The 21682-nt window shown below is 69.1% G+C and carries 19 protein-coding genes and 1 pseudogene; 7 read left to right on the forward strand and 13 right to left on the reverse strand.

Annotated elements, in window-relative coordinates; all coding sequences use genetic code 11:
- Positions 1 to 48: 48 nt before the first annotated feature.
- Together ACZ7L4_RS11915 and ACZ7L4_RS11920 are read right to left on the reverse strand one after the other, a co-directional pair.
- Positions 49 to 1383 (reverse strand): hypothetical protein, encoded by a 1335-nt coding sequence (locus ACZ7L4_RS11915; protein WP_472101575.1) that lies wholly within the window; start codon positions 1381 to 1383, stop codon positions 49 to 51.
- Positions 1384 to 1568: 185 nt separating this feature from the next.
- The gene (locus ACZ7L4_RS11920) at positions 1569 to 1721 is read right to left on the reverse strand and encodes a hypothetical protein (RefSeq protein WP_266717401.1); all 153 of its coding nucleotides are present in this window, start codon (positions 1719 to 1721) and stop codon (positions 1569 to 1571) included.
- 410 nt (positions 1722 to 2131) lie between these two features.
- Here ACZ7L4_RS11920 and ACZ7L4_RS11925 point away from each other — a divergent pair.
- Positions 2132 to 2253: pseudogene (locus ACZ7L4_RS11925) on the forward strand (MmyB family transcriptional regulator); the annotation flags it as partial.
- A 116-nt stretch (positions 2254 to 2369) separates the two neighbouring features.
- Positions 2370 to 3356 (forward strand): aldo/keto reductase, encoded by a 987-nt coding sequence (locus ACZ7L4_RS11930; protein WP_472101576.1) that lies wholly within the window; start codon positions 2370 to 2372, stop codon positions 3354 to 3356.
- Between the two features lie 350 nt (positions 3357 to 3706).
- On the opposite strand, the gene ACZ7L4_RS11935 is transcribed toward ACZ7L4_RS11930, so the two are convergent.
- Both ACZ7L4_RS11935 and ACZ7L4_RS11940 read right to left on the reverse strand, forming a co-directional pair.
- Positions 3707 to 4177 carry a DIP1984 family protein gene (locus tag ACZ7L4_RS11935; RefSeq protein WP_399231953.1) on the reverse strand — a complete coding sequence of 157 codons (471 nt, stop codon included), beginning with the start codon at positions 4175 to 4177 and terminating at the stop codon, positions 3707 to 3709.
- 311 nt (positions 4178 to 4488) lie between these two features.
- Positions 4489 to 4956 carry a peptidoglycan-binding domain-containing protein gene (locus tag ACZ7L4_RS11940; protein ID WP_472101577.1) on the reverse strand — a complete coding sequence of 156 codons (468 nt, stop codon included), beginning with the start codon at positions 4954 to 4956 and terminating at the stop codon, positions 4489 to 4491.
- Between the two features lie 200 nt (positions 4957 to 5156).
- On the opposite strand from ACZ7L4_RS11940, the gene ACZ7L4_RS11945 reads away from it, so the two are divergent.
- Positions 5157 to 6128, forward strand: coding sequence for an AraC-like ligand-binding domain-containing protein (locus ACZ7L4_RS11945; protein WP_472101578.1), 972 nt, complete (start codon positions 5157 to 5159; stop codon positions 6126 to 6128).
- A 101-nt stretch (positions 6129 to 6229) separates the two neighbouring features.
- Here ACZ7L4_RS11945 and ACZ7L4_RS11950 read toward each other — a convergent pair whose 3' ends face one another.
- The 4 genes from ACZ7L4_RS11950 to ACZ7L4_RS11965 form a co-directional block, all read right to left on the reverse strand.
- On the reverse strand, positions 6230 to 7426 hold the full coding sequence (locus ACZ7L4_RS11950; RefSeq protein WP_472101579.1) for a phospholipase D-like domain-containing protein: 1197 nt from the start codon (positions 7424 to 7426) through the stop codon (positions 6230 to 6232).
- A 315-nt stretch (positions 7427 to 7741) separates the two neighbouring features.
- Complete coding sequence (locus ACZ7L4_RS11955) at positions 7742 to 8974, reverse strand: FAD-dependent monooxygenase (protein ID WP_472101580.1); 1233 nt, start codon at positions 8972 to 8974, stop codon at positions 7742 to 7744.
- Positions 8971 to 10368 carry an MFS transporter gene (locus ACZ7L4_RS11960; protein ID WP_472101581.1) on the reverse strand — a complete coding sequence of 466 codons (1398 nt, stop codon included), beginning with the start codon at positions 10366 to 10368 and terminating at the stop codon, positions 8971 to 8973. Before ACZ7L4_RS11960 ends, ACZ7L4_RS11955 begins: the two co-directional genes overlap by 4 nt.
- Positions 10369 to 10714: 346 nt before the next feature.
- Positions 10715 to 11299: a helix-turn-helix domain-containing protein gene (locus tag ACZ7L4_RS11965; RefSeq protein ID WP_472101582.1), complete on the reverse strand. Its 585-nt coding sequence runs from the start codon at positions 11297 to 11299 to the stop codon at positions 10715 to 10717.
- A 91-nt stretch (positions 11300 to 11390) separates the two neighbouring features.
- On the opposite strand from ACZ7L4_RS11965, the gene ACZ7L4_RS11970 reads away from it, so the two are divergent.
- From ACZ7L4_RS11970 to ACZ7L4_RS11980, 3 genes are all read left to right on the forward strand, one after another.
- A complete protein-coding gene (locus tag ACZ7L4_RS11970) occupies positions 11391 to 12017 on the forward strand; it encodes a class I SAM-dependent methyltransferase (protein WP_472101583.1) in 627 nt (208 codons plus the stop codon).
- A gap of 34 nt (positions 12018 to 12051) precedes the next feature.
- On the forward strand, positions 12052 to 12552 hold the full coding sequence (locus ACZ7L4_RS11975; protein WP_472101584.1) for a DinB family protein: 501 nt from the start codon (positions 12052 to 12054) through the stop codon (positions 12550 to 12552).
- Between the two features lie 138 nt (positions 12553 to 12690).
- Complete coding sequence (locus tag ACZ7L4_RS11980; protein WP_472101585.1) at positions 12691 to 13266, forward strand: hypothetical protein; 576 nt, start codon at positions 12691 to 12693, stop codon at positions 13264 to 13266.
- Between the two features lie 61 nt (positions 13267 to 13327).
- On the opposite strand, the gene ACZ7L4_RS11985 is transcribed toward ACZ7L4_RS11980, so the two are convergent.
- The 4 genes from ACZ7L4_RS11985 to ACZ7L4_RS12000 all read right to left on the reverse strand — a co-directional run bounded on the left by ACZ7L4_RS11985 (position 13328) and on the right by ACZ7L4_RS12000 (position 19046).
- A complete protein-coding gene (locus ACZ7L4_RS11985) occupies positions 13328 to 14338 on the reverse strand; it encodes an aldo/keto reductase (RefSeq protein WP_472101586.1) in 1011 nt (336 codons plus the stop codon).
- Positions 14339 to 14537: 199 nt separating this feature from the next.
- On the reverse strand, positions 14538 to 14984 hold the full coding sequence (locus tag ACZ7L4_RS11990; RefSeq protein WP_472101587.1) for an acyl-CoA thioesterase: 447 nt from the start codon (positions 14982 to 14984) through the stop codon (positions 14538 to 14540).
- A gap of 7 nt (positions 14985 to 14991) precedes the next feature.
- Positions 14992 to 17373: a bifunctional salicylyl-CoA 5-hydroxylase/oxidoreductase gene (locus ACZ7L4_RS11995; protein WP_472101588.1), complete on the reverse strand. Its 2382-nt coding sequence runs from the start codon at positions 17371 to 17373 to the stop codon at positions 14992 to 14994.
- An 11-nt stretch (positions 17374 to 17384) separates the two neighbouring features.
- Positions 17385 to 19046 (reverse strand): AMP-binding protein, encoded by a 1662-nt coding sequence (locus ACZ7L4_RS12000; RefSeq protein WP_472101589.1) that lies wholly within the window; start codon positions 19044 to 19046, stop codon positions 17385 to 17387.
- Positions 19047 to 19486: 440 nt separating this feature from the next.
- On the opposite strand from ACZ7L4_RS12000, the gene ACZ7L4_RS12005 reads away from it, so the two are divergent.
- Positions 19487 to 20665 carry an MBL fold metallo-hydrolase gene (locus tag ACZ7L4_RS12005; RefSeq protein WP_472101590.1) on the forward strand — a complete coding sequence of 393 codons (1179 nt, stop codon included), beginning with the start codon at positions 19487 to 19489 and terminating at the stop codon, positions 20663 to 20665.
- 37 nt (positions 20666 to 20702) lie between these two features.
- Here ACZ7L4_RS12005 and ACZ7L4_RS12010 read toward each other — a convergent pair whose 3' ends face one another.
- Complete coding sequence (locus tag ACZ7L4_RS12010; RefSeq protein ID WP_472101591.1) at positions 20703 to 21641, reverse strand: acyl-CoA thioesterase; 939 nt, start codon at positions 21639 to 21641, stop codon at positions 20703 to 20705.
- Positions 21642 to 21682: the final 41 nt, after the last annotated feature.

Consider the following 21682-nt stretch of genomic DNA (forward strand, 5'->3'; position numbering starts at 1 on the left):
TGCCGCCCCGGGGTGTCCCGGCCTTCGCTCCTACTGGGGCGCTGCCCGTCAACTCCGCTCCAGCCAGGCGTACTTGCCGGATGCGCCGATGGGGATGTGGTCCCGGTGTTCGACGCGGCAGGCACGCCCGGTCAGCGCGGTGACGGAGCGCCCCAGTGCTTCGGACTCGTCCGTGCCGAGCGGCTTGCCGTCGAAGGTGGTGCAGCGGAGCACGGCCGACCGTGACCCGCGCCCCTCCGTTTCGGCCTCCGGCAGCAGCAGTTGGTGCACGAAGACGCGGGGTGCGGTGGTGGCGACCCGCTCGTCCAGGTCGCCCGCCGCGACGGGCCCGTCCGGCCCGTCGAGGAGCTCCTTCTCCCGGCCGCAGAACGACACGATCTTCTCGGGGTCCGGCGAGCCGTCCCGTGTACGGGCGCAGTCGCCGGAGCGATAGCGGACCAGTGGCATGTGCGGGTTGCGGACGCTGGTGACGATGAGGGAGTAGAGGGTGCTGTCCGGGGCGACGGGGAGGAGCTCGACGCTCATCCCCTCCAGGTACGGGCGGTAACTGCCGGTGCGGTCGCTGTAGAAGAGGTAGCCGAGCTCGGTGCTGCCGAAGAGGTCGACGACCGGGCAGTCGAACCGGCTCTCCAGGAAGCGGCGTACGTTGCGCGGCGTGTACTCGTACGCGGTGATGATGCTCGCCGGGCGCGGGAACGACTCCGGGTTCTCCCACAGTCCGGCGTCCTCGGCGTGGCGCACGAGGTGTGCCAGGTGGTAGCCGGAGCAGTCCAGGTGGTAGCGGCCCTCGGGGTGCGAGGCGGCGATCGCGCGCAGCTCGCCGAGCATGCGCTCGACGTCGGCACGCTCCCACAGGGCGGGGTCGAGACGCAGGTTGAGATAGACGGTGCGCTCGTCCAACCACCTGTCCTCGAGGGAGGGTTCGGCGCCCGGGGTGCTTGCGTCGCCGCTGGAGCTGGAGCTGGAGCTGGAGCTGGAGCTGTCGCTGGCGTTTCCGTCCCGCCCGCCGCCGCGCTTCTTCGCATTCACGCGGGCCACGTGTTCGGTCGCCAGAACCGTGGTGAGGGAGGCGCGTCGGCAGCCGTCCCGCCAGGTGTGCGCGATGTCGGGGTGCTCGCTCCACAACCGGTAGTAGGAGCGGAGCAGGAAGTACGGGGGGCGGATGAGCTGCATCCGCGCGTGGTTGGTGCCTGTGGACAGGACGTACTCCGCCGCGCCGGCCGCGAGGGCGGCCTCCAGCCGTGGCGTCATCCAGTTGTCCGGGAATCCGCGGGCGATCTCGGGCTTCTCCAGCACGGGGAAGTGGCCGCGCGCGACGGAGTCGCGGTAGATCGGTATGTCCTTGACCTGCTCTATGACGTCGGCAGTCGGCTGACCGTCCATGGTCGTCCTCGAAGGATCGGGAGCGTGGGGGGAGGGGCGGGGCGCTCGCTGTCGCCCGTACGCCGCCTGGGGGGCGGGCCGCGGCCGGTCCTGTCGCTCTGGCCGCGGCCCGCCCTGGACCGTCGCTGTCACCCGGGTCGGTGCTCAGCCGCAGTCCTTGACCGTGCGACCGGGTGCGTCCTGCTTCAGGAGATGCAGCCGGTCTTCGGGGCGGCACTGATGCAGCCCGCCTTGGGGGCGGCGCTGATGCAGCCGTCCTTGGCGGCGGTCGCCGAGTTGGCGGCGACCCAGCCCTGCCAGTTGGCGTCCTGGGCCATCTTCTTGACGAGCTTCTCCATGTCGACCTCCGCAAATGTGGTGGGGACAGCGGTACGAGGACCAAGATCCGTACCGCCCGATCGAGCGTAAAAAGGATCCCAAGGAGATGTCAAAGATCGGTAAACTGAACTGGCCAACGGCTGGGTGGAATTGGCTCGAACTGATCGTTAACGGTCACCAGTGGGGAAGGCAGTGCCGGCGCCGACGTGTGCCGGTCGATCTCTGTAGGTGTAGTGCCAATGACATCGCCGCGCATGCCGGGCGTGGCAGTCCCTGGTGAGGGAGGTACTGGCAGGGCATCCCTCACAGCGGCTTCGCGTATTAGCGTGAAGTGCATGGATGCCAGGAACGAAGCAGGGCAGTTCCTCATGTCCCGTCGAGCGAGCCTCATCCCGAGCAGGTCGGCTTGCCGGTCTCCGGACACCGGAGGGTGTCGATCCTGCGTACCGAAGCCGGCCGGACCTCCGGGACAAGGGGTTGCACGATCTGATCGGTGAGCTGTCCACGTGTAGCGACGCGTTCCGTACCCGCTGGGGAGCGCACAATGTGCGCCGCCGGGCCCGGCTCGCCCAGCCGGGGAGCGCCCGTGGTTGCGCGAGTCTCGCCGCGACGTCTACCGCGCAGCCGCCGCACGGCGGGTACCCAATTACGACTCAGGAGAGCTGACCATGCACACCAGAACACTCGGCCAGGGCCTGGACGTATCCGCGATCGGGCTCGGTGCGATGGGCATGTCCCAGAGCTACGGCCCCAACCCCGGCAGCCGCGACGACATGATCGCGGTGCTGCGCTCCGCGGTCGACGAGGGCGTGACCTTCTTCGACACGGCTGAGGTCTACGGACCCTACGTGAACGAGGAACTGGTCGGCGAGGCGTTGGAGCCGATCCGCGACCAGGTCGTCATCGCCACCAAGTTCGGATGGGACATCCAGGACGGCCGCAGCGTCGGCCTCAACAGCCGCCCCGAGCAGATCCGTCGCGTCGCGGAGGCGTCCCTGAGGCGGCTGCGCACCGACACCATCGATCTCCTCTACCAGCACCGAGTCGACCCGGACGTGCCGATCGAGGACGTCGCGGGCACGGTCGGCGAGCTGATCGCCGAGGGGAAGGTCAGGCACTTCGGGCTCTCCGAGGCATCGGCCGCCACCATCCGCGCCGCACATGTCGTCCACCCCGTGACCGCGGTCCAGAGCGAGTACTCGCTCTGGACACGGGACCCCGAGACCGAGGTGCTGCCCACCCTCTCCGAACTCGGTGTTGGATTCGTGCCGTTCAGCCCTCTCGGCAAGGGTTTCCTCACGGGCGCCGTCGACACGTCCACGACCTTCGCCGCAGGCGACATCCGCCACCGGGTCCCGCGCTTCGAGGCGGAGAACCTGACCGCAAACCTGGCCCTCGTCGACCACGTCCGCAAACTCGCCGAGGGGAAGGGCGTGACGCCGGGCCAGATCGCCCTGGCCTGGCTGCTCGCGCAGCAGCCGTGGATCGTGCCGATTCCCGGCACCCGCCGTATGTCCCGCATCCGGGAGAACAACGCCGCGACGGCTGCCGCGCTGTCCGCGGACGAGATCGCCGACCTCGACGGCCTTGTGCGGCGGGCCGGTGTCAGCGGCGACCGCTACAACGCCGAGCACATGGGCTACGTCAATCGTTAGGGCGGGACACGTCGTATCAACGGGTCGTGCTGAGACACGACAGTGGGCCCTGGGCCCGGAACACCCGCCACTGGCGGGGAAGCCATGCTGCTGCATGGCGGCTTACCGGATCTGCTGTGATGTGGGGAGCCCCGAGCCCACCCTCACCGTCTCGGATCTGCACGTGGTGATGTGCTGTGCGCGGTGCACTGTCACCTGTACGCGGTGCTGAGCTGCACTGTTTCGTGGGGAGTCGAACCCCCGCGTTGCTCTTCACGCGCCAGGAGTGGGCCGGAAACCGCCGGCCCTCGGTGTGTGCACGCCTCCGACACGGCTACCTGCTCCACATCGTGATGACCTCCGTGGACCATCTAGTCCAGCAGATCGACCTCCCAGTTCGCACGCTGGATACGCACGTCGATCTCACGGATCTCGCGCGCCAGGACATCGGACTGCGTGCGCAGTTCGGCGACCGAGAGCGCGGAGAGCATCACCAGTTCGGAGCGCAGCTGCCGGCCGTAACCCCGGTTGCCCGATCCTGCGGCCGAGTCCGCCGCCTTGGTGATGACTGAGTGGCGCAGGCGGAGCACGTCCCGGCGTGCGAGCGCGTCGGTGAGCGTGCCGTCCTCGCCGATCCGCACGGTGGCATTGGTGCGGTTGATCCGCCGGATCAGCAGTTCGAGGCGGTCCAGTACCTCGCCGACCTCGGTCAGCAGCTGCGGCGCGTCCTCCGCGGGCGTCTCGCCTTCCTGATAGCGCGCGTTGTCGACGATGCGTGCGCGCAGCTGCTCGACGCGTCGTGTTGCATCCGCCCGCTCCGCCAGTGCCTCGGCCAGTTTCATTGGCTCCACCCCCGCTCGTTGTTGGTCCGGCCGACTCTACGGAGCTACGCGCTGCGAAACCACGGAATAATCAACGCCTGCCCGGTGCGCTGAACAGGCGGAACGATGTATTCACCCGCCGGTCATCCAATACTTGGGCGGGACGTCCGCGAAGACGTCAACGGTGGGCGGCCGACTTGAGGGCGTCGTCCAGAGCTGGGCCCGTCGCCCTCCGTCCATTTCAAGTGCCATCCTGCTTCCAGGCCGTGTGCCCGTCGGCCGCCACGCCGAGCTCTGTCCGGACCTGCCTCGGTGCTTCGCTCTCCCTCGGGTCAGAAGTCGCGCTGCGCGCAGCCGTTGCGCGTTCCGTCCTGGGTGTACCTGGCCCATTTCAGATGCTCGAAGGACTGCTCGCCGTACAGGCCGTCGACGGTGATTCCCTCCTGCCGCTGGGCGTACTTGAGGGCGTCCCGCGTGGCCGGGCCGAAGTCGCCGTCGACGGCGATGGCGCGTCCGTAGCACGTCTTCAGGGCGAGCTGGAGGGCCCTGACGCCCTCTCCGGTGCTGCCGTAGTCCATCCAGCACCGCACGTTGTAGTACCCCTGGTACCAGACGTCCGGGATCTTGATCTGCTGCGTAGAGGTCAGGTTGTAGCTGATCTTGTGGCTGGACGAGCATTCCCCGACGTACGTCCAGGCGGCCGCCGAAGGGGCGAGGGCGATGGCGCCGCCGAACATGCCGGCGGTCAGAGAGCCGGCCGCCAGGAGGGTTCTGAGTCGTTTGCCGAGGCGGATGGACATGGGTGGTCCTCTCATGAGGGGAGATGTACGGATGCGGCGGAACGGCGCCGGTGTTCCGGAAGCCGGTGTCGGCCGCTCCCGTGGAGATTAGGGTTGGCGGGGGCCTCGGTCTTTGTCGTTCGTGCGGGGAAGTTTGTCAGTGGTGCACGGGATCAAGTCGGCGCCTTAGCAGGCGGGTTCCTGTGCGTGGGGGGGGCGTCATGAGTCCGGTTCTGGACACCGCGTCCATACCGCCGCGGGACCGCGAGGAAGTCGTCCGGCACTCGGTGTGGGAGTCCGTGGTGGCGGTCGACATCGATCACCAGCCCGCGGCCGAGGACATCTCCGTACGCATCGGCCTCGGCGCCGTCGGCCCCCTCAGGATCTGTTCGGCGCGGGCGACGGCGGTCACGGTCCGCCGGACGGCGCGGCTGGCCCGCAAGGACGAGGAGCCGGCCGTCTTCCTCGGCCTGCAGATGACCGGCACCAGCCTGGTGGTGCAGAACGGGCGCGAATGCGTCCTGCGGCCGGGGGAGTTCGCCGTCTACGAGACGATCGCTCCGTACACACTCGTCTTCGACGAGGGGGTCGACCACCACTTCCTGCGATTCCCCCGCGCGGCACTCGCGCTTCCCGACCGGCTGCTGCGCGAGACCGGCACGGTCACCTTGGGATCGGGTAATCCCGTCGCGCGCCTCGCCTTCACGTACTTCTCCGAACTGGCCGGCAGTGACGAGCTGCAGCAGGGGGCACACGCCGACGCCGTCGCGGAACCCAGCGTTGAACTGCTGCGTGCCGTCCTGGCATCCCAGGCCGACAACTCCCGCCTGGCCCGAGGGCCGTTGGAGGCGACACTGAGCCTTCGGATCACCCGCTACATCCAGCAGCACCTGGCCGAGCCCGATCTGTCGGCGGCACGGATCGCCGCCGCCCACGACATCTCCGTACGCCACCTCTACGCGGTCCTGTCCCGGTCGGGGATCAGCCTCGGCGACTGGATCCGCGCACGCCGACTCGCCGAATGCAGACGGGAGTTGGCGCAACCAGGCGGGCGGCTACGGACCATCGCCGCGATAGGGCGAAGCTGGGGCTTCGTCGACGCGACACACTTCAGCAAGGTGTTCAAGCAGGCGTACGGGCTCTCGCCCCGTGCCTGGCGCGAACAGAGCTGTCCCCGCCCTCCACATCACTAGGACAGGCCCCCTCCCTTCTGCCCTCCCGGGTTCGCCAAGGGCCGCCCGCCGCGCCCTGGTTGGTGGTGCGACGGGCGGTGCCCGGCACGCGGAAGCGTCAGTCAGCTGTCCTCATCGGCCGGAGCCCTTGCATCGGCCGGGGCCAGCTTCGTGCAGTCCCGGTCGCGGATGGTCGCCGCGTTCCAGACGTCCAGCATGTTGCCGGCGTACAGGTGGTGGATGGTCTTGTCCTCGATCCGCGCGGTGACCTCGTCGTTCTCCTCCAGCGACGACGGGGTGAAGTTGGCGCTGCCGGTGAAGGTGACGTACCGGTCCTTGCCGAGATAGTCCCCGACGATCGTCATGTTCTTCCCGTGTGTCCCGTGCTCGCGCTGGGCGGCGGGGAAGCCGCGGATCTGCGGACCGGTGTAACCGCCGTCCTTCTTGGTCAGCGCCTCGCATGCCTTCTCGGAGATCTGGTTGGCCACGATCTGCACCCCGCATCCCGTCCGCCCCATCTCCCAGAGCTTCTTGGCGAGGTCCGTCTTCGCGAGCCACCAGTGGTCGATCCGGATCAGCGCCCCCTTGTTGCAGTCCACGCCCTTGAGGATGTTGACGAATGTGTTGGCGCCCTGCCGCGGGTGGAAGTACGTCTTGACGTTCTTGTACGTGGCCGGCTTGCCGTCCTCCGTGTTGTAGTAGTCGTCGTTCTTGGTCTCCGCCCGTAGGTCGTAGAAGTAGTCGCGCATGCGGTCGTAGAGGCCGTCCTTGCCGACCCGCGTGTAGGCGCTGTTCCAGCCGCCGGTGCCGCCCACGGTGTCGTCGCCCGTGAGGTTCGCGGTCGTGATGAAGGTGACCTTGGACTGCCGCAGGGTGTTGGAGAACAGGGCGAACTTGCTGTGCTGGTACGCGGAGCCCTTGTTCCCGATGCACCCTGAGCCCTTGGAGCAGAGCTTCGCCCAGGTGGAGTCCTTGCCGTCGTTCTTCATCGTGTCGTCGAAGCGCTCGTAGATGGCCGGGTGCTTGTTGAGGGTCCGGTAGTCGGCGATCACCTTCACGCCCACGCCCCGCTCGGCGGCATCGGTGAGGCTCGCGGCGACGTCCTCGTCGCGGAAGAGGAAGGTGCTCAGGTAGATCGAGCCGTGCTCGGATCCGTCGATCAGACGGATCAGTTGGTCTTTGACCTCGGTGCCACCCGGCTTGCTGAACACTGCGCTTGTGCCGAGGTCCGGCGGCGGCGCCGCTGTCACGGTGGTGGGCGCGCTGAGCCCGAACGCCGCGAGGATCCCGGCAGCGACGACAAGGAGAAGTCTGCGCATGTGGGTCACCTCTGAGTCTGTGCGGCCGCGTCGGCGGCCGGTGCGGAGTGTGCCGCGGTCGTCGTACCACCCGGTTCGCGAGCTGAGGTCGTGCGCACGCCCGTGAGGGCCGTGGTGATCTTCGGACGCGTGAGAGTGAGCATGAGCAGGTCTCCTTGTCACCGTGCGCGCGGCCGCCCCACGAGGACGGTCACGCCTGGTCGTTCGGTCGTCCGCCCAGGCTCGTGACGCGCACACGCGACCCGCAACGTGTTTCGGCCTGGACCGAATCATGCGGACGGGGAGTGCTTCTGTGCCTGATGAATGTCGAGCAGGTCAGGCCTCGCAGTCAGGGGGCGTGAGGTCGGGCAGGGCGAGGGCCGAGTGGGCGGGCCGTGCCTGGGCGGAGGGGAGGGCGTCGAGGCTGCGGAGTCTGTCGTTGCGCTGTTTCAGCGCCTGCGCGGTGGTCGGGAAGAGCGGAGCGTCACCTGCGCCGACCAGCCCCTGGTTCTGGCTCACGAACTCGCGGGTCCCGTGTTCGTACGCGGCGAACCCCGCAGCGTGGTCGCCCGGGGTGGCGGCGAGGGAGTGGGCGAGCATGTACGCGCCGACGAGCGCGAGACTGGTGCCCTGGCCGGTGAGGAACGATGGCGCGTAGGCACTGTCGCCGACCAGCGCGACCCTGCCGCTGGACCAGCGAGGCATGCGGATCTGGCCGACCGCGTCGTAGAACACGTCGTCGGCGTCGCGAAGGGCGGCAAGCAGGTCCGGGATCCTCCATCCCGCGTCACCGAACACCTCGGCCAGCAGGTCCCGTTGGGCCTTCGCATCCGAGAACGCCTCGTGCTGTGGCCGTGGGTGGGAGAAGTTCAGGAAGGCATGCACGTCTTCGGCTTCCCCCACGGCGTAGAGGGCCGCGGCCCTGCCCGGGGTGTTCCACATGACGGTCTCGCGGGAGAGCCCGAAGGTGTTGGGCATGGTGAAGATACCGAAGCGGTAGCCGAGGTAATGGTGGAACGGCTGCTCTGCGCCGAACGCCATACGGCGGGTACGGGAATGCGCGCCGTCGGCGCCGATCACGATGTCGAACGTGCGCTGTCCGCCGCCGCTGAAGGTGACATCGACCCCGTGCTCGGACTGGTCGAGGGTGTCGATGGAGTCGTTGAACAGGAACTCCACGTCGTCACGGACTGCCGCGTACAGGGTGCCGGTCAGGTCTCCGCGCCGTACCTCCAGGTCCTGGCCCGCGACTCCGCCGGAGATGGTGTGCGGGTGGAGTGTGGCGACCGTGTCACCTTCTCCGTCGAGGAAGGTCATCCGGCGCAGGTCGATGTGCGCGTCCCGCAGTTGTGGCAGGAGGCCCATCCTCTTGATGACTTCGAGCGCCGTACCGCGCACGTCAATGGGGTAGCCGCCATGTCGCGGTGCGGCCGCTTTCTCGACGACAGTCACCACGAATCCGTAGCGGGTCAGCCAGTAGGCGAGGGCGGGGCCCGCGATGCCGGCGCCGGAGATCAGGACCGTGGGCCTCGGGGTGACGTGGGTGTCCGTCCGATCGGTGTCGGTCATTCGTTGACTCCTTGATTCGTGGAGCGGGTGACGAGCAGGGCGAGCGCCGTGACGGCACCGGCGATGACGAAGCCGGTGACGAAGGCAGATTCGGCCGGGACGTTCGACCCGGAAGGGGTGGCGGCGGTGAGGAGCGCGCCGCCCAGCTGCGCGCCCACGGCGTAGCCGACCAAGCGAGTCACCAGGACCAGACTGGTGGCGATGCCGGTGTCGCCCTGGTCGACGGAGGTGGCGGTGCTGGTCATCAACGCGGTGACGCACAGGCCGTTGGCCAGCGCGATGAACGCCTTGCCGACGATGAGGTGCCAGGGTTCCGTGTGCACCGCGGCCAGGACGATCAGTGCGGCCGCCATGATCAGGACCCCTGTGGTGACCACGCGGCGCGAGCCGAATCGGCGCGTTCCGATCCCGCCGAGCGGCCCGGCCAGTGACGCGGTCACGGCACCGGGAAGCAGGAAGAGCCCGATCTCGGTGGCACTGGCCCCGAAGCCGTACGCGTCGGTAGGCACCGCTAACAGCTGCGGGACGAGATAGACCGCCACGGACGTGCCGACGCAGATCACGAACGTCACCACGCAGGCCTTCCAGATCGCAGGCCGGGCCAGCATGCGCAGATCGATCATCGGGGAGGCCGCCCGCCGCTCGACGGCTGCCCACCCGGTCACGAACGCGGCCAGCACCACGACGAGAGCGCCGAGCACGAGCGGTTGCGAGGCCACCTCGGGCAGGAGCGCGAGCACGAGCATCAGCGTGGTCAGTGCCCCGCTCAGGAGGACCAGACCAGGCCAGTCCATGCCAGAGCCATCGGACCGAGTCGGCGGATCGTGCGGCAACAGCCTGCTCACCAGGGCGGTGGCTCCGATGACGGCGAAGGTCGGCAGCGCGAACATCCAGTGCCGTGACAGCGCTTCCGCCACGGGCCCGGCCGCCAGGGTCCCCACCATGCCGCCCCCGACGAACAACCCGCTGACCACCCCGATGGCCACCTTCGCTTCCTCTTCGGGGAGGTGTCTGCGGACGACGATGAACGACAGGGGCAGCGCGCCCACCATCGCCCCTTGCAGTACCTGGCCGAGCAACAGCACGGGCAGATTCGGCGCGAGGGCGGACACAAGACCGCCGGCCGAAACCACCGCCATCAGGCGGGTCAGGATCCGCTTGCCCCCGTAGCGGTCGCCGAGCTTTCCGGCGATGGGAGTGATGAGGGCGCCGGTGATGAGAAGCACGATGCTGAGCAGCGCCCCTTGCGCCGGGGTCATGTCGAGCTCACGTTGCAGCAGCGGGAGCGTCGGCGTCACCACCGACTCCAGCGCACCGGTGGCCAGTGCCAGTAAGCTCACCGCGCCGACAGCGGTCCTCCTGATGCGGACCGGGGGATCGAGGGTTGTTGCCATGGGTGTCCTCTCCGGCGGCACCGAGCGGTTGAGGGCGGTCGAAGCACGCGGTCGAAGCCGACCGCGCCGGGATGAGGAACGCTGCCGCCTGCTTGCCGTGCTGATGGAGGGAAGCGTGCAGGGTCGGCCACAGATCGGTCGTCATACCAGGGAGCCAATGCAGAGGTGATACCGCAGTAGGGGGCGGGCAGTGGAGTAAGTGACTGCGCGTCAGCACACGGCCGCAGGCCACCGGTTCGACCAGCCTGCAGGCTTCATCGCCCCATCAGCCCGGTCCGCGGCATCGCGCTTGCCTGCCCTGCCCGATCCTTGAGCGTGTGGAGACCCCCCGGACGTACGCCTCCGGCTACCGCTGAGCGGCGGTGCGTACGTGCGCGCGTACCCCTTGCAGACCGAACAGGATCAGAAGCTCGACCGCGCCGCCGTCAGCGCTGCCCAGCCAGTGCGGCAAGGACGTGTCGAACTCCGCTGCCTCGCCCGGCGGCAACGTCAGGTCGCGCTCGCCGAGCACGAGCCGCAGTCGACCGTTGAGCACATAGAGCCATTCGAAGCCCTCATGGGTCTGTGGGGTCGGCTCCAGCGGTTCCGGCCGGCCAGGAATGATCATCTTGAACGCGTGCACCCCGCCCGGCCGCCGGGACAGCGGCAGGAAGGTCATGCCGAATCGCTTGATCGGCTTGAGGTGGATCCGCGGATCACCTGTGCGCGGGGCGCCGACGAGGTCGTCCAGCGGAACGTCGTAAATACGGGCCAGCGGCAGCAACAGCTCCAGGCTCGGCCTGCGCTGACCGCTCTCCAACCGGGACAGCGTGCTCTCCGAGACGCCGGTCGTCGCCGCGAGGCCGGCGAGGGTGATCCCCCGGTCACGGCGCAGTGCACGAAGCCGTGGACCTACCGCATCGAGCACGTCGTCGTCCGCAGGCTGATCCATCGGGTCACCTTGCCATAACCGCAAGATTCCGTGCCAAGGCATGGGGCGGCTCGCAAACTGAGCGCAATCCGACCGACCCGAGGAGGTCTTGATGAGCACCACCGATGCGGTCGCGTTCTGGGACGGCGTCTACGCGGCCCGGCCCCGAGCCCGCGGCCCACAGCCGAATGCACGTCTCACCGAGACGGTGACGGGTCTGCCGCCCAGCGACGCTTTGGACCTCGGATGCGGCGCCGGCGGCGACGCGCTGTGGCTCGCCCGCCATGAGTGGCGCGTCACCGCCGTCGACATCTCGGCCGTGGCGGTCGAGCGGCTCGCCGCCCTCGCCCGCGCACAAGGACTGGGCGAGCGCCTCGTCGCCGAGCGGCACGACCTGCACGAGTCCTTCCCGCCCGGTGAGTTCGACCTGGTCTGCGCCCACTACCTGCACACGCCCTACGACTTGGACCGGGCGGCCGTCCTGCACGCGGCCGCGCATGCGCTGCGCCCGGGCGGGCGGCTGCTGGTCGTCGACCACGGCTCGACCGCGCCGTGGTCATGGAACCAGGACCCCGACATCCAGTACCCCAGCCCCCGGCAAGTCGCTATGGGTATCGGCCTTGACCAGGCCATGTGGACCGTGGAGCGTGCCGACACACCCCGCCGTACGGCGAGCGGACCTGACGGGCACACCGCCGTGGTCACCGACCATGTCCTCCTCATCCGCCGCGCCGCCTGACCCGGCAGTCGGCCTCGTAGGCAAGGAGATCCCCGTGCCCAGCCCCACGCGCCGCGATCGGCGCCGCGACACCCCGCCGCCCAGGACCGCAAACAGCGAGAGCGAGGTCCTGCGTGGATTCCTCGACTACCTCCGCACATCGATCGCCGCGAAGGTCGACGGCGCTCCCGAACCCCAAGTGCGCACAGCCGCTGTGCCGTCAGGCACAAACCTGCTCGGCCTGCTCCACCATCTGACCTTCGTCGAACGATCGGTGTTCCTCGGGGACGACGTCGCTGACTGGAAAACGACCTTCCAGGCAGCGGCGACGGACAGCGTGGCCGATGTCGTTGCCCGTTATCGAGACGCGGTCGAGCGCGCGAACGAAGTGCTCGACGGCTGCCCCGACCTCAGCGCACCCGTTCCTCGAGCGCGGCCGGGCCGCCCTGCTCCCAGCGTTCGCTGGGCACTCACCCACATGATCGAGGAGACCGGCCGGCACGCCGGTCACGCGGACATCATCCGTGAACTGACTGATGGCTCCACCGGTCGCTGAGTGTCCGGCGCAATCCGCCACCTCACCACCGAACTTCCGGTCACGGCATGAGCCCGGCGCCATCGGCATGCCGGAACTCGCCACGAACATGTCGGGTCTCCCGGGCTCGGGTTGTGTGGCTGCTTCTACTGTTGCCTCATGGGGAACTACTTCCAGACCGTCGTCGATCTCGACGCCACGCATGCGGACGCCCGGGCCCTGGCAGACAGCGGACTCGACTGGCTGGTCAGCGAGGGGATCGTTCGGGCCGAGCTCACGGACTGTGTTCTCGGGGCGCCGTCGGGCCATCCGCCCGGCCCCTCCTGGGCCAAGGCGCTCGGTGAAGAGGGCTGGGAGCCCAGCGGCGGACTCAGGGTCGAGACCGGGCGCACCGTATTCAACTGCGGTCAGGGCGACCCCATGTTCGCGAAGTGCCCCCATTGTGGTGGTCGGGCGGATTTCTGCACCGACCGGCTGGAGGAGATCGAGGGGGCGTGGGAACCCTTCGGGGAAGCCATCGAGGCTTGGAGCGACACAGGCAGCGCGGCAGTCACCTGCCCGCATTGTCGGCACTCTGGTGACCTGACTGCGTGGACCTGGTCGGATGGCTACTTCGCCTTCGGACATCTCGGCTTCGAGTTCTGGGACTGGCCCGACTTCAGTCCCGGCTTCCTCGAGGGCCTATCCCGTGCGCTTGGGGGACATCGCACGGTGCTCATGGAAGGCAAACTCTGACGGATCCGGAGTTCGCGCCCCCCACACAGCGGGTTCGTCGACGGCCCGGCGGGAGCCCGGGCTACCGGGAGCCCGCCGCAGGCCGCCGCTTGGAGAAGGCTTCGTCCAGGTATGCGGCCTCGTGCGGCTGGTAGGGCTCCTCCAGGTGGGCGGCCTCGTCTTCGTCGAGTTCGACGTCCACCGCGGCGAGCGCGTCGGCCAGTTGGGCCGGCTTGGTGACCCCGACGATGGGCGAGGTCACCACCGGGTTGCGCATGACCCAGGCCAGGGCGACCTGGGCCGGGGACAGGCCCCGCTTGGCCGCGATCTCGTGGACGCGCTCGGCCACTGCCTGGTCCTGGTCGCGGTAGAGGATCTTGCCGCCCGGGTCGGTCTCGGCGCGCGCCGTGGCGGTGCCCTGAGTCCGCGTCAGCCTGCCCCGTGCCAGCGGGCTCCACGGGATCACGCCGATGCCCTGGTCGGCGCAGAGGGGGAGCATCTCCCGCTCTGCTTCCCGGTGGATGAGGTTGTAGTGGTCCTGCATCGACACGAACCGGGTCCAGCCGTTCAGGTCGGCCAGGTACAGGGCCTTGGTGAACTGCCAGGCGTACATGGACGAGGCTCCGATGTAGCGGACCTTCCCGGACCTGACCGCGTCGTGCAGCGCCTCAAGGGTTTCCTCGATCGGTGTGTCGTAGTCCCAGCGGTGGATCTGGTAGAGGTCGATGTAGTCGGTTCCCAGTCGCTTCAGGGAGGCGTCGAGCTCCGCGAAGATCGCCTTGCGGGACAGCCCGGCGCCGTTCGGGCCGGGGCGCATCCGCATCCAGACCTTGGTGGCGAGAACGACCTCCTCGCGCCGGGTGAAGTCCTTGACCGCCTGGCCGACGATCTCCTCGCTGCTTCCGGCGCTGTACCCGTTGGCCGTGTCCAGGAAGTTGACGCCGCCCTCGAGTGCCTGCCTGATGATGTCCCGGCTGGCGTCCGCGCCCAGCGACCAGGGCTCGCCGCCCCGGTCCGGCTCGCCGAAGCTCATACAGCCGAGGGTGATGGCGGAGACGTCCAGTCCGGTCGATCCGAGCTTGATGTATCGCATGCGTCCGGAATCTAGGAGTTGGAGTCCGCTCCAACGCAAGTACGTCTCGGTCCGGAATTCGCAGGCGTGGGGCTCGTGCGCAGCCCCGGGACGGCAAACGGGGCTGCTGGAGGGGTGAGCGCCGGCGTCTGGCGTAAGGCGACGGCATTTAGCGGATGTGATGCCACAGCGGACACCGAGCTGGTTCTTCCCGCGACGCTCAGGCGGTGTGATTCTGCGTGGTCAGCGCGGTGATCCAGGCGTTGGGCCATGCCGCGCTGGTGCGTCCTGGTCGGTCCGGTCGTCCGGCTGGGACATGGACGACCGTGTAGCGGCCCGAGGCCGCGAGCTGACGGGAGTGGTGGGCCGTGGCCTCGCCCCAGACTTCGAAGTGGTAGCGGAGCGAGGAGGCGCCGATGTGTTCCACCGTCAGGATCGTGGTGGTCGGTTGGCCGAACCAGAGCGGGGCGGAGTAGTCCGCTTCGAAGTGCACGCGCGGTGCGGCCCCGAAGTAGCCCGTGATGCCCCGTTCACGGATGAGAGCGGCTTCGGCGGCCTCCACGTAGCGGGTGATGGCGGTGTTGTGATGGTGGCCGGCGGCGTCGGTGTCCGACCATTCGACGCGGGAGCGGTGGACGGCACGCGCGATGCCGCGGGTGCCGTCCACCGGGCCTTCAGACCCCGGCCGGTGCACGGTGCGGGGCCCAGCGCAGGTGGATGCTCTGGTCCGTGGCGTCCGGGGCGCGCAGGAGCGAGAGCCGGGGGCGGACCGCGTCGGTGCGGGCGGCCGGCGGCTTGCGGCGGCCGGCCTTGAAGGGAAGCGGCCACTCGGCGGCCGTACCGCGGTATTCCTGTTCGGCCGCCGCATGCAGTGTCCAGTGCGGGTCGTACAAGTGGGTGCGGCCGATCGCACAGAGGTCGGCGCGGCCGGCCAGGAGGATCGAGTTGACGTCGTCGTAGGAGGCGATGGCGCCGACGGCGATGACGGCGGCGCCGGTTCCGGCTGCGGCCTGCTGCCGGATGCGGTCGGCGAACGGGGTCTGGTACGACCGGCCGAAGGCGGGGCGCTCGTCCTTGGTGACCTGTCCGGAGGAGACGTCGATGGCGTCGGCGCCGTGCGCGATGAACGCGCGGGCGATCTCGACGGCGTCGTGTTCGGTGTTGCCGTCCGGGGCCCAGTCGGTCGCGGAGATGCGGACGGTGAGCGGGCGGTCGGCGGGCCAGGCGGCGCGGACCGCGTCGAGGACTTCGAGCGGGTAGCGCAGCCGGTTCTCCAGGCTGCCCCCGTATGCGTCCGTGCGCCGGTTGGCGAGCGGGGAGAGGAAGGACGACAGCAAGTAGCCGTGCGCGCAGTGCAGTTCGAGAAGATCGAAGCCGGCGTCGGCGGCACGGCGGGCCGCGGCGACGAAGTCCTCGGTGATGGCGTCCATCTCCGTGCGGGACACCTCGCGCGGGACGGCGGACCCGGGGCCGTAGGGGAGCGGGGACGGAGAGACGGTTTCCCAGTTGCCCTCGGGCAGCGGGTCGTCCATGCCGTCCCACATCGGGCGGGTCGAGCCCTTGCGGCCCGCGTGCCCGAGCTGGATGCCGATGCGTGCGTCGGAGTTGTCGTGGACGTAGGAGACGATCCGCTGCCACGCAGTGCCCTGCTCGTCGTTCCACAGCCCGGTGCAGCCCGGGGTGATCCGTGCCTGGGGTGAGGTCGTGACCATCTCTGTCATCACCAGGCCGGCTCCGCCCATGGCCTTGGAGCCGAGGTGGACGAGGTGGAAGTCGCCGGGGACACCGTCGACCGCGCGGTACATGTCCATCGGGGAGACGATGACGCGGTTCTTCAGCTCGAGTTCGCCGATGCGGAAGGGCTGGAACATGGCGGGTGCGACCTCGCCGACGCCCTGGTCAGCGGCGAAGGCCGCTTCGACGCGGGAGGCGAACTCGGGGTCGCGTGCCCGCAGGTTCTCCTGCGTGATGCGCCGGGAGCGGGTGAGCAGGTTGAAGCAGAACTGGGTCGGTTCCTGGTGGACGTACATGCCGATGTTCTCGAACCATTCCAGGGAGGCCTGGGCGGCGCGCTGGGTGGATTCGACCACCGGGCGGCGCTCGTCCTCGTAGGCGCTCAACGCCTGCTCGACGTCCGGGTGTTCGTGCAGGCAGGCCGCCAGGGCGAGGGCGTCCTCCATGGCCAGCTTGGTGCCGGAGCCGATGGAGAAGTGCGCGGTGTGGGCGGCGTCGCCGATCAGGACCAGGTTGCCGTGGTGCCAACGCTCGTTGCGGACGGTGGTGAAGTTGATCCACTTGGAGTTGTTGGCCAGCAGCCTGTGCCCGTCGAGTTCGTCGGTAAACAGCTCACGGACGCGGTCGACGGCCTGTTCGTCGGAGACGCCGGGCGGCAGTTCGAGGTCTTCGGTGGCGTCGAACCCGGCCCGCCGCCAGACGTCCTCGTGCATTTCGACGATGAAGGTGGAGCCCTCGTCGGAGTACGGATAGGCGTGCACCTGCATCACGCCGTACTGCGTCTGCTTGACGAAGAACTGGAAGGCCTCGAAGACCCGGTCGGTGCCGAGCCACATGAACTTGCTGTGGCGGCGGTCCAGGGAGGGGCGGAAGGCGTCCTGGTAGGTGGCACGGATGCGGGAGTTGACGCCGTCCGCGCCCACGACCAGGTCGTGGGTGGCGCGCAGCTGCTCCGGTTCGGGGGCCGTGGTGGAGTGGCGGACGTCGACGCCGAGTTCGCGGCAGCGCTCCTGCAGGAGGCGGAGCAGTTCCTTGCGGCCCATGGCGGCGAAGCCCTGACCGCCGACGGTGTGCATCTCGCCGCGGTAGTGGATGTCGATGTCCGTCCAGCGGGCGAAGCGGCGGGCCATCTCCTCGGCGAAGACGGTGTCGGCGTTCTCGATGCCGCCGAGTGTCTCGTCGGAGAAGACGACACCGAAGCCGAAGGTGTCGTCGGGTGCGTTGCGCTCCCAGACCGTGACGGCATGGCCGGGGTCGAGCTGCTTCATCAGGGCGGCGAAGTAGAGTCCGCCGGGGCCACCGCCGGTGATCGCGATCTTCATCGTGGTTCCTTTCACTGACCGGCGGCAGGGGTGACCGCTGCCTGCTCGTCTTCGATGATCTTGCGGAGTGCGAAGTGCTGCAGCTTGCCGCTGATGTTGCGCGGGAGGGACTCGCAAAAGCGCACGTCGCGGGGGTACTTGTAGGGAGCCAGTGTCTGCTTGACGTGGTTCTGGATCTCCTTGGCCTTGGCGGCGTCACCCGTGACACCGTCCCGGAGGACGACGAACGCGCAGACGACGGCGCCGCGTTCGCTGTCGGGGCGTCCCACCACTCCGGACTCCACGACGTCGGGGTGGGAGTCGATGGCGGCCTCCACCTCGGGGCCGCCGATGTTGTAGCCGGAGGACACGATGACGCCGTCGGTACGCGCCCGGTAGTAGAAGTAGCCGTCCTCGTCCCGGGAGAAGATGTCGCCGGTGACGTTCCAGCCGTTCACGACGTAGGCCTCCTGGCGCTCGTCGTCGAGGTAACGGCAGCCGACGGGGCCGATGACGGCCAGCCGGCCCTGCTCGCCGGGGCCGACCTCCTGGTCGTCGGCGCCGAGGACCGTGGCACGGTAACCGGGCACGGCCCGCCCGGTGGAGCCGGGACGGATGTCGTCCCCTGCGGCGGAAATGAAGATGTGCAGCAGTTCGGTGCCGCCGATGCCGTCGATGACATCGAGCCCCAGACGGTCGTGCAATTGCTCCCAGGTCTCCGGGGGCAGATGCTCACCGGCCGAGACCGCGACCCGCAGTCCGCGCAGCTGCTCGTCCTTGCCGTCACGCAGGATGGCCTTGTAGGCGGTGGGCGCGGTGGCCAGGACCGTGACGTCGTGCTGCTCGACGAGATCCGCGAGCCGGACAGGGGTGGCGGACTCGGTGAGCAGGGCGCAGGCCCCTGCCCGCAGCGGGAAGACGACGAGCATGCCCAGGCCGAAGGTGAAGGCGAAGGGGGCGGTGCAGGCGACGAGATCGTCCGCGGCCAGCTTCAGGACGTGGCGTCCAAAGGTGTGGTCGATGGACAGCAGGTCGCGGTGGAAGTGCATCGTGATTTTCGGCGTGCCGGTGCTGCCGGAGGTGGGTGCCAGCAGCGCCACGTCGTCCGCCGCCGTGAGGACGTCGGCGAACACACCGGACTTGGCCGACGCGCGCGTGACGAGGTCGTCGTGGCCGGCGCCGCCGTAAGCGACGACGGTCATCGCGGGATGGGCGGTGTCCCGGGCGGTGAGCGCCTCCTGCACGAAACGGTGGTCGACGAGGGCCACGTGCGGGAGCGTCCGTTCCACCAGGGCGGAGACCTCACCGGCGCGTAGCGCGGCCATGGTGGTGACCACGATGCCGCCGGCTTTGAGGACGCCGAGCCAGCAGGCCACGGTCCAGGGGGTGTTGGGGGAGCGCAGCAGTACACGCTGGCCGGGCACGAGGGCGAGGTCCTCGGTCAGGACCTGGGCGACCTGGTTCGACCGGGTCAGCAGTTCCCCGTAGGTCCAGGTGTCTCCGTCGGGAGTGCGCAGGGCGGGCCGGTCGGCGCCGTAGCGAGTGGTGCCGCGGTCGATGAGTTCGGTGGCGGCGTTGAGTCGTGCGGGGTGGGCCAGGTCGGGCGTGGTGAATTCCAGGGTGGGCCACTGGTCGGGTGGCGGCAGGTGGTCGCGGGCGAAGGTGTCCACGTGGGCTGAGGGCGAAAGAGACAACACAGGTCCTTTCGGAGGGGCACCGGGCGTCGAAGGCGTGGATCGGAGGGGAGAGCCGGGCCTTCCTGGACGGCGGTGGTCAGGTGGAGGTGGAGGCGGCCGTGGGGGTGAGTGGAGAAGCTCGCCATGGCGGGGCCTTCCGGGCCGGTCGAAGCGACGGGGCGGGGCGTGCGGCGCCGGGCGGTGCCGTGGCCGCCCCCTCCATCGGTATCTCGTTTTTTTCACGACCGTCACGTGTTGTCAATACGTTGCGGTTGGTCGCCCCTGACTGCTGCCGGCCGCCGATCCCGCCGGCGGGGCCCTTGCGCGCCTGGCGGGTATTGCGTATTTCTGGTCGCCGTAACGGAAGCGACATAAGCGCGCCCGGTTCCGGGCGGCCGACCAGTGGAGGATCAGGCGTGAGCGAGAAGTCACACACAACGCGACGAACGCTGTTGGGCATGTCCCTCGCGGCATCCGCGACGGCAGGGCTCACCTGCTGCACCGCCGCGCCGCGCGAGAACCGCCCGGCCACGGTTCCGGCGGCGGCCCACTCCAGCGGCCCGCCCCCGTCGCGAGGGACGCACCTGGTGATGCTGGGCACGCAGGGCGGCCCCATCCCCGGGGCGCGCGCCGCCGCGTCGACCGCCCTGGTGGTCGACGGAGCCGTCTATGTCGTGGATGCCGGCAGCGGGTTGCCGATCAGGTTCTCGGAGTCGGGGCTCGACTTCTCGCGCGTGCGAGCCATGTTCATCACGCACATGCATTCCGACCACTACATCGACGCGTTCAACTTCTTCTCTCTCAACTGGACGAACTGGAAGTTCCCCGCCCAACAGGTCCGGGTGTTCGGGCCCGGCCGCGCCGACCGCTCGGGGCCCGAGCACGCCTCCGCCCCCGGCCTGCCGGACAAGCCCTACGCGCCCCTGGTGGTCCCCGACGCCCCGACGCCCGGCATCGAGGAGTTCTTCGACCTCTCGATCCGCGCCAACGCCTACGACATCAACGAGCGGCTGCGCAGCACCCGCCGCTCCAACGGCAAGCCGATGGACCTCACCGGCACCGCCGGGGACGCCCTGATGAAGGTGCGCTCCATCGGCGTCCCCAAGGGGGCGAACGTCGACAGCCACACACCGGACATGAAGCCCCTCGCCGTGTACGAGGACGACCGTGTCCGGGTGACGGCGACCCTGGTCGACCACCCGCCCGTCTTCCCGGCCTACGCCTTCCGGTTCGACACCGAACACACCTCGGTGGTGTTCAGCGGGGATACGACCCCCAACACCAACCTGGCCCAACTCGCCCACGGCGCCGATGTGCTCGTCAATGAGGTCATGGACATCGAGGCGGCGACCGCCCACTTCAAGGGCTCGTCGCTGTACGAAACGATGGCCCATCAGTTCAGCACCGCGCACACCCCCGCACGCGACTGGAAGCCGTCCGGCGGCGGCAGGCGCAAACCGGGCGTCGGCCGTGTCGCGCACGAGTGCGGCGCGAAGGCGCTGGTCCTCAACCACATCTATCCCGGAGACGGAAGCGTCCCGGACCGCGACTTCAAGCGCGCGGCCGAGCAGCACTTCAACCGGCCGGTGGTGGTCTCCCGCGACTTGATGACGATCGATCTCGCCACCCTCGTCTGAACGTACGTCCAGGGTGCGGTCCGGCAGGTGCGGCGGTTCAGCTGGGACGGATCATGCCTTCCTGGGCGACAGTGGCGAGGTGTCGCCCGTCGCGAGTGAAGAAGCGGCCGTGGCCCAGGCCGCGGCCCGACTCCGCTGCGACGGCATCCTGTGCGTAGAGCAGCCAGCCGTCCACCGGCCCCGGCCGGTGGAACCACATGGCATGGTCGAGGCTGGCGGTCACCAGGCCCGGGGTGGCCCAGGGCAGGCCGAGGACGCGCAGCACGGGCTCAAGGATCGTGTAGTCGCAGACATAGGCGAGAGCGGCCTGGTCGCGCTGGCCGTCGGTGAGCCCCTCGACAGGACGCAGCGGATCAAAGGGCTTGAGCCACACGGCCTGATGAGGCTGCCGGGTGCCGTCGACGGTCAGATACACGGGGCCGGGAACGTGGCGCATGTCGAAGCTGCGGCCGCTGGACCAGTACGCCTTCGACGTCTCGGTCATCGTGCCACCGGTGCGCGACGCGAGGTAGGCGGCGCTGGTCGGCAGGGTTTCGGGGCCGGGGACCTCCTCGGGGACGCTGTGGAACGAGGCGGCTTCGGCGTCGCCCGCGGCGAAGTTGGCCAGACACACGTAGAGCGTCTTGCCGCCCTGCAGGCCCCGGACCTGACGGGTGCTGTAGCCGCGTCCGTCACGCAGCACCTCGACTTCGTAACGCACCTCTGTGCCGATCTCGGCCGGACGCAGGAAGTAGCTGTGCATCGAGTGCAGTGACTTGCCGTCGGTCACCGAGCGCATCGCGGCCGCCGCGGCCTGGGCCACGAGATCACCGCCGTACGACTTGGGCCAGGGGCAGGGCTGCGTGGTGGCGGTGAAGGCCAGGTCGAAGAGTTCGGGCCGCGCGGGCTTGAGGGTGATGGCGTCGGTGACGGTGGCCGACGTGGGCGCGGGCGATGCGTCACGGGCAGGGCGGTGCGGGCTGAGGTCAGAGGACACGGGACATCTCCGATTCGTGGGATGCGCGGGAGGGTGCGGCC

The organism is Streptomyces sp. NPDC107575, from assembly GCF_055657265.1.

What these genes read in the sequence shown, in the direction of transcription:
- ACZ7L4_RS11915 (WP_472101575.1), bottom strand. Translation starts at nt 1,383, where the DNA reads ATGGACGGTCAGCCGACTGCCGACGTCATAGAGCAGGTCAAGGACATA.
- ACZ7L4_RS11920 (WP_266717401.1), bottom strand. Translation starts at nt 1,721, where the DNA reads ATGGAGAAGCTCGTCAAGAAGATGGCCCAGGACGCCAACTGGCAGGGC.
- ACZ7L4_RS11930 (WP_472101576.1), top strand. Translation starts at nt 2,370, where the DNA reads ATGCACACCAGAACACTCGGCCAGGGCCTGGACGTATCCGCGATCGGG.
- ACZ7L4_RS11935 (WP_399231953.1), bottom strand. Translation starts at nt 4,177, where the DNA reads ATGAAACTGGCCGAGGCACTGGCGGAGCGGGCGGATGCAACACGACGC.
- ACZ7L4_RS11940 (WP_472101577.1), bottom strand. Translation starts at nt 4,956, where the DNA reads ATGTCCATCCGCCTCGGCAAACGACTCAGAACCCTCCTGGCGGCCGGC.
- ACZ7L4_RS11945 (WP_472101578.1), top strand. Translation starts at nt 5,157, where the DNA reads ATGAGTCCGGTTCTGGACACCGCGTCCATACCGCCGCGGGACCGCGAG.
- ACZ7L4_RS11950 (WP_472101579.1), bottom strand. Translation starts at nt 7,426, where the DNA reads ATGCGCAGACTTCTCCTTGTCGTCGCTGCCGGGATCCTCGCGGCGTTC.
- ACZ7L4_RS11955 (WP_472101580.1), bottom strand. Translation starts at nt 8,974, where the DNA reads ATGACCGACACCGATCGGACGGACACCCACGTCACCCCGAGGCCCACG.
- ACZ7L4_RS11960 (WP_472101581.1), bottom strand. Translation starts at nt 10,368, where the DNA reads ATGGCAACAACCCTCGATCCCCCGGTCCGCATCAGGAGGACCGCTGTC.
- ACZ7L4_RS11965 (WP_472101582.1), bottom strand. Translation starts at nt 11,299, where the DNA reads ATGGATCAGCCTGCGGACGACGACGTGCTCGATGCGGTAGGTCCACGG.
- ACZ7L4_RS11970 (WP_472101583.1), top strand. Translation starts at nt 11,391, where the DNA reads ATGAGCACCACCGATGCGGTCGCGTTCTGGGACGGCGTCTACGCGGCC.
- ACZ7L4_RS11980 (WP_472101585.1), top strand. Translation starts at nt 12,691, where the DNA reads ATGGGGAACTACTTCCAGACCGTCGTCGATCTCGACGCCACGCATGCG.
- ACZ7L4_RS11985 (WP_472101586.1), bottom strand. Translation starts at nt 14,338, where the DNA reads ATGCGATACATCAAGCTCGGATCGACCGGACTGGACGTCTCCGCCATC.
- ACZ7L4_RS11995 (WP_472101588.1), bottom strand. Translation starts at nt 17,373, where the DNA reads ATGAAGATCGCGATCACCGGCGGTGGCCCCGGCGGACTCTACTTCGCC.
- ACZ7L4_RS12005 (WP_472101590.1), top strand. Translation starts at nt 19,487, where the DNA reads ATGTCCCTCGCGGCATCCGCGACGGCAGGGCTCACCTGCTGCACCGCC.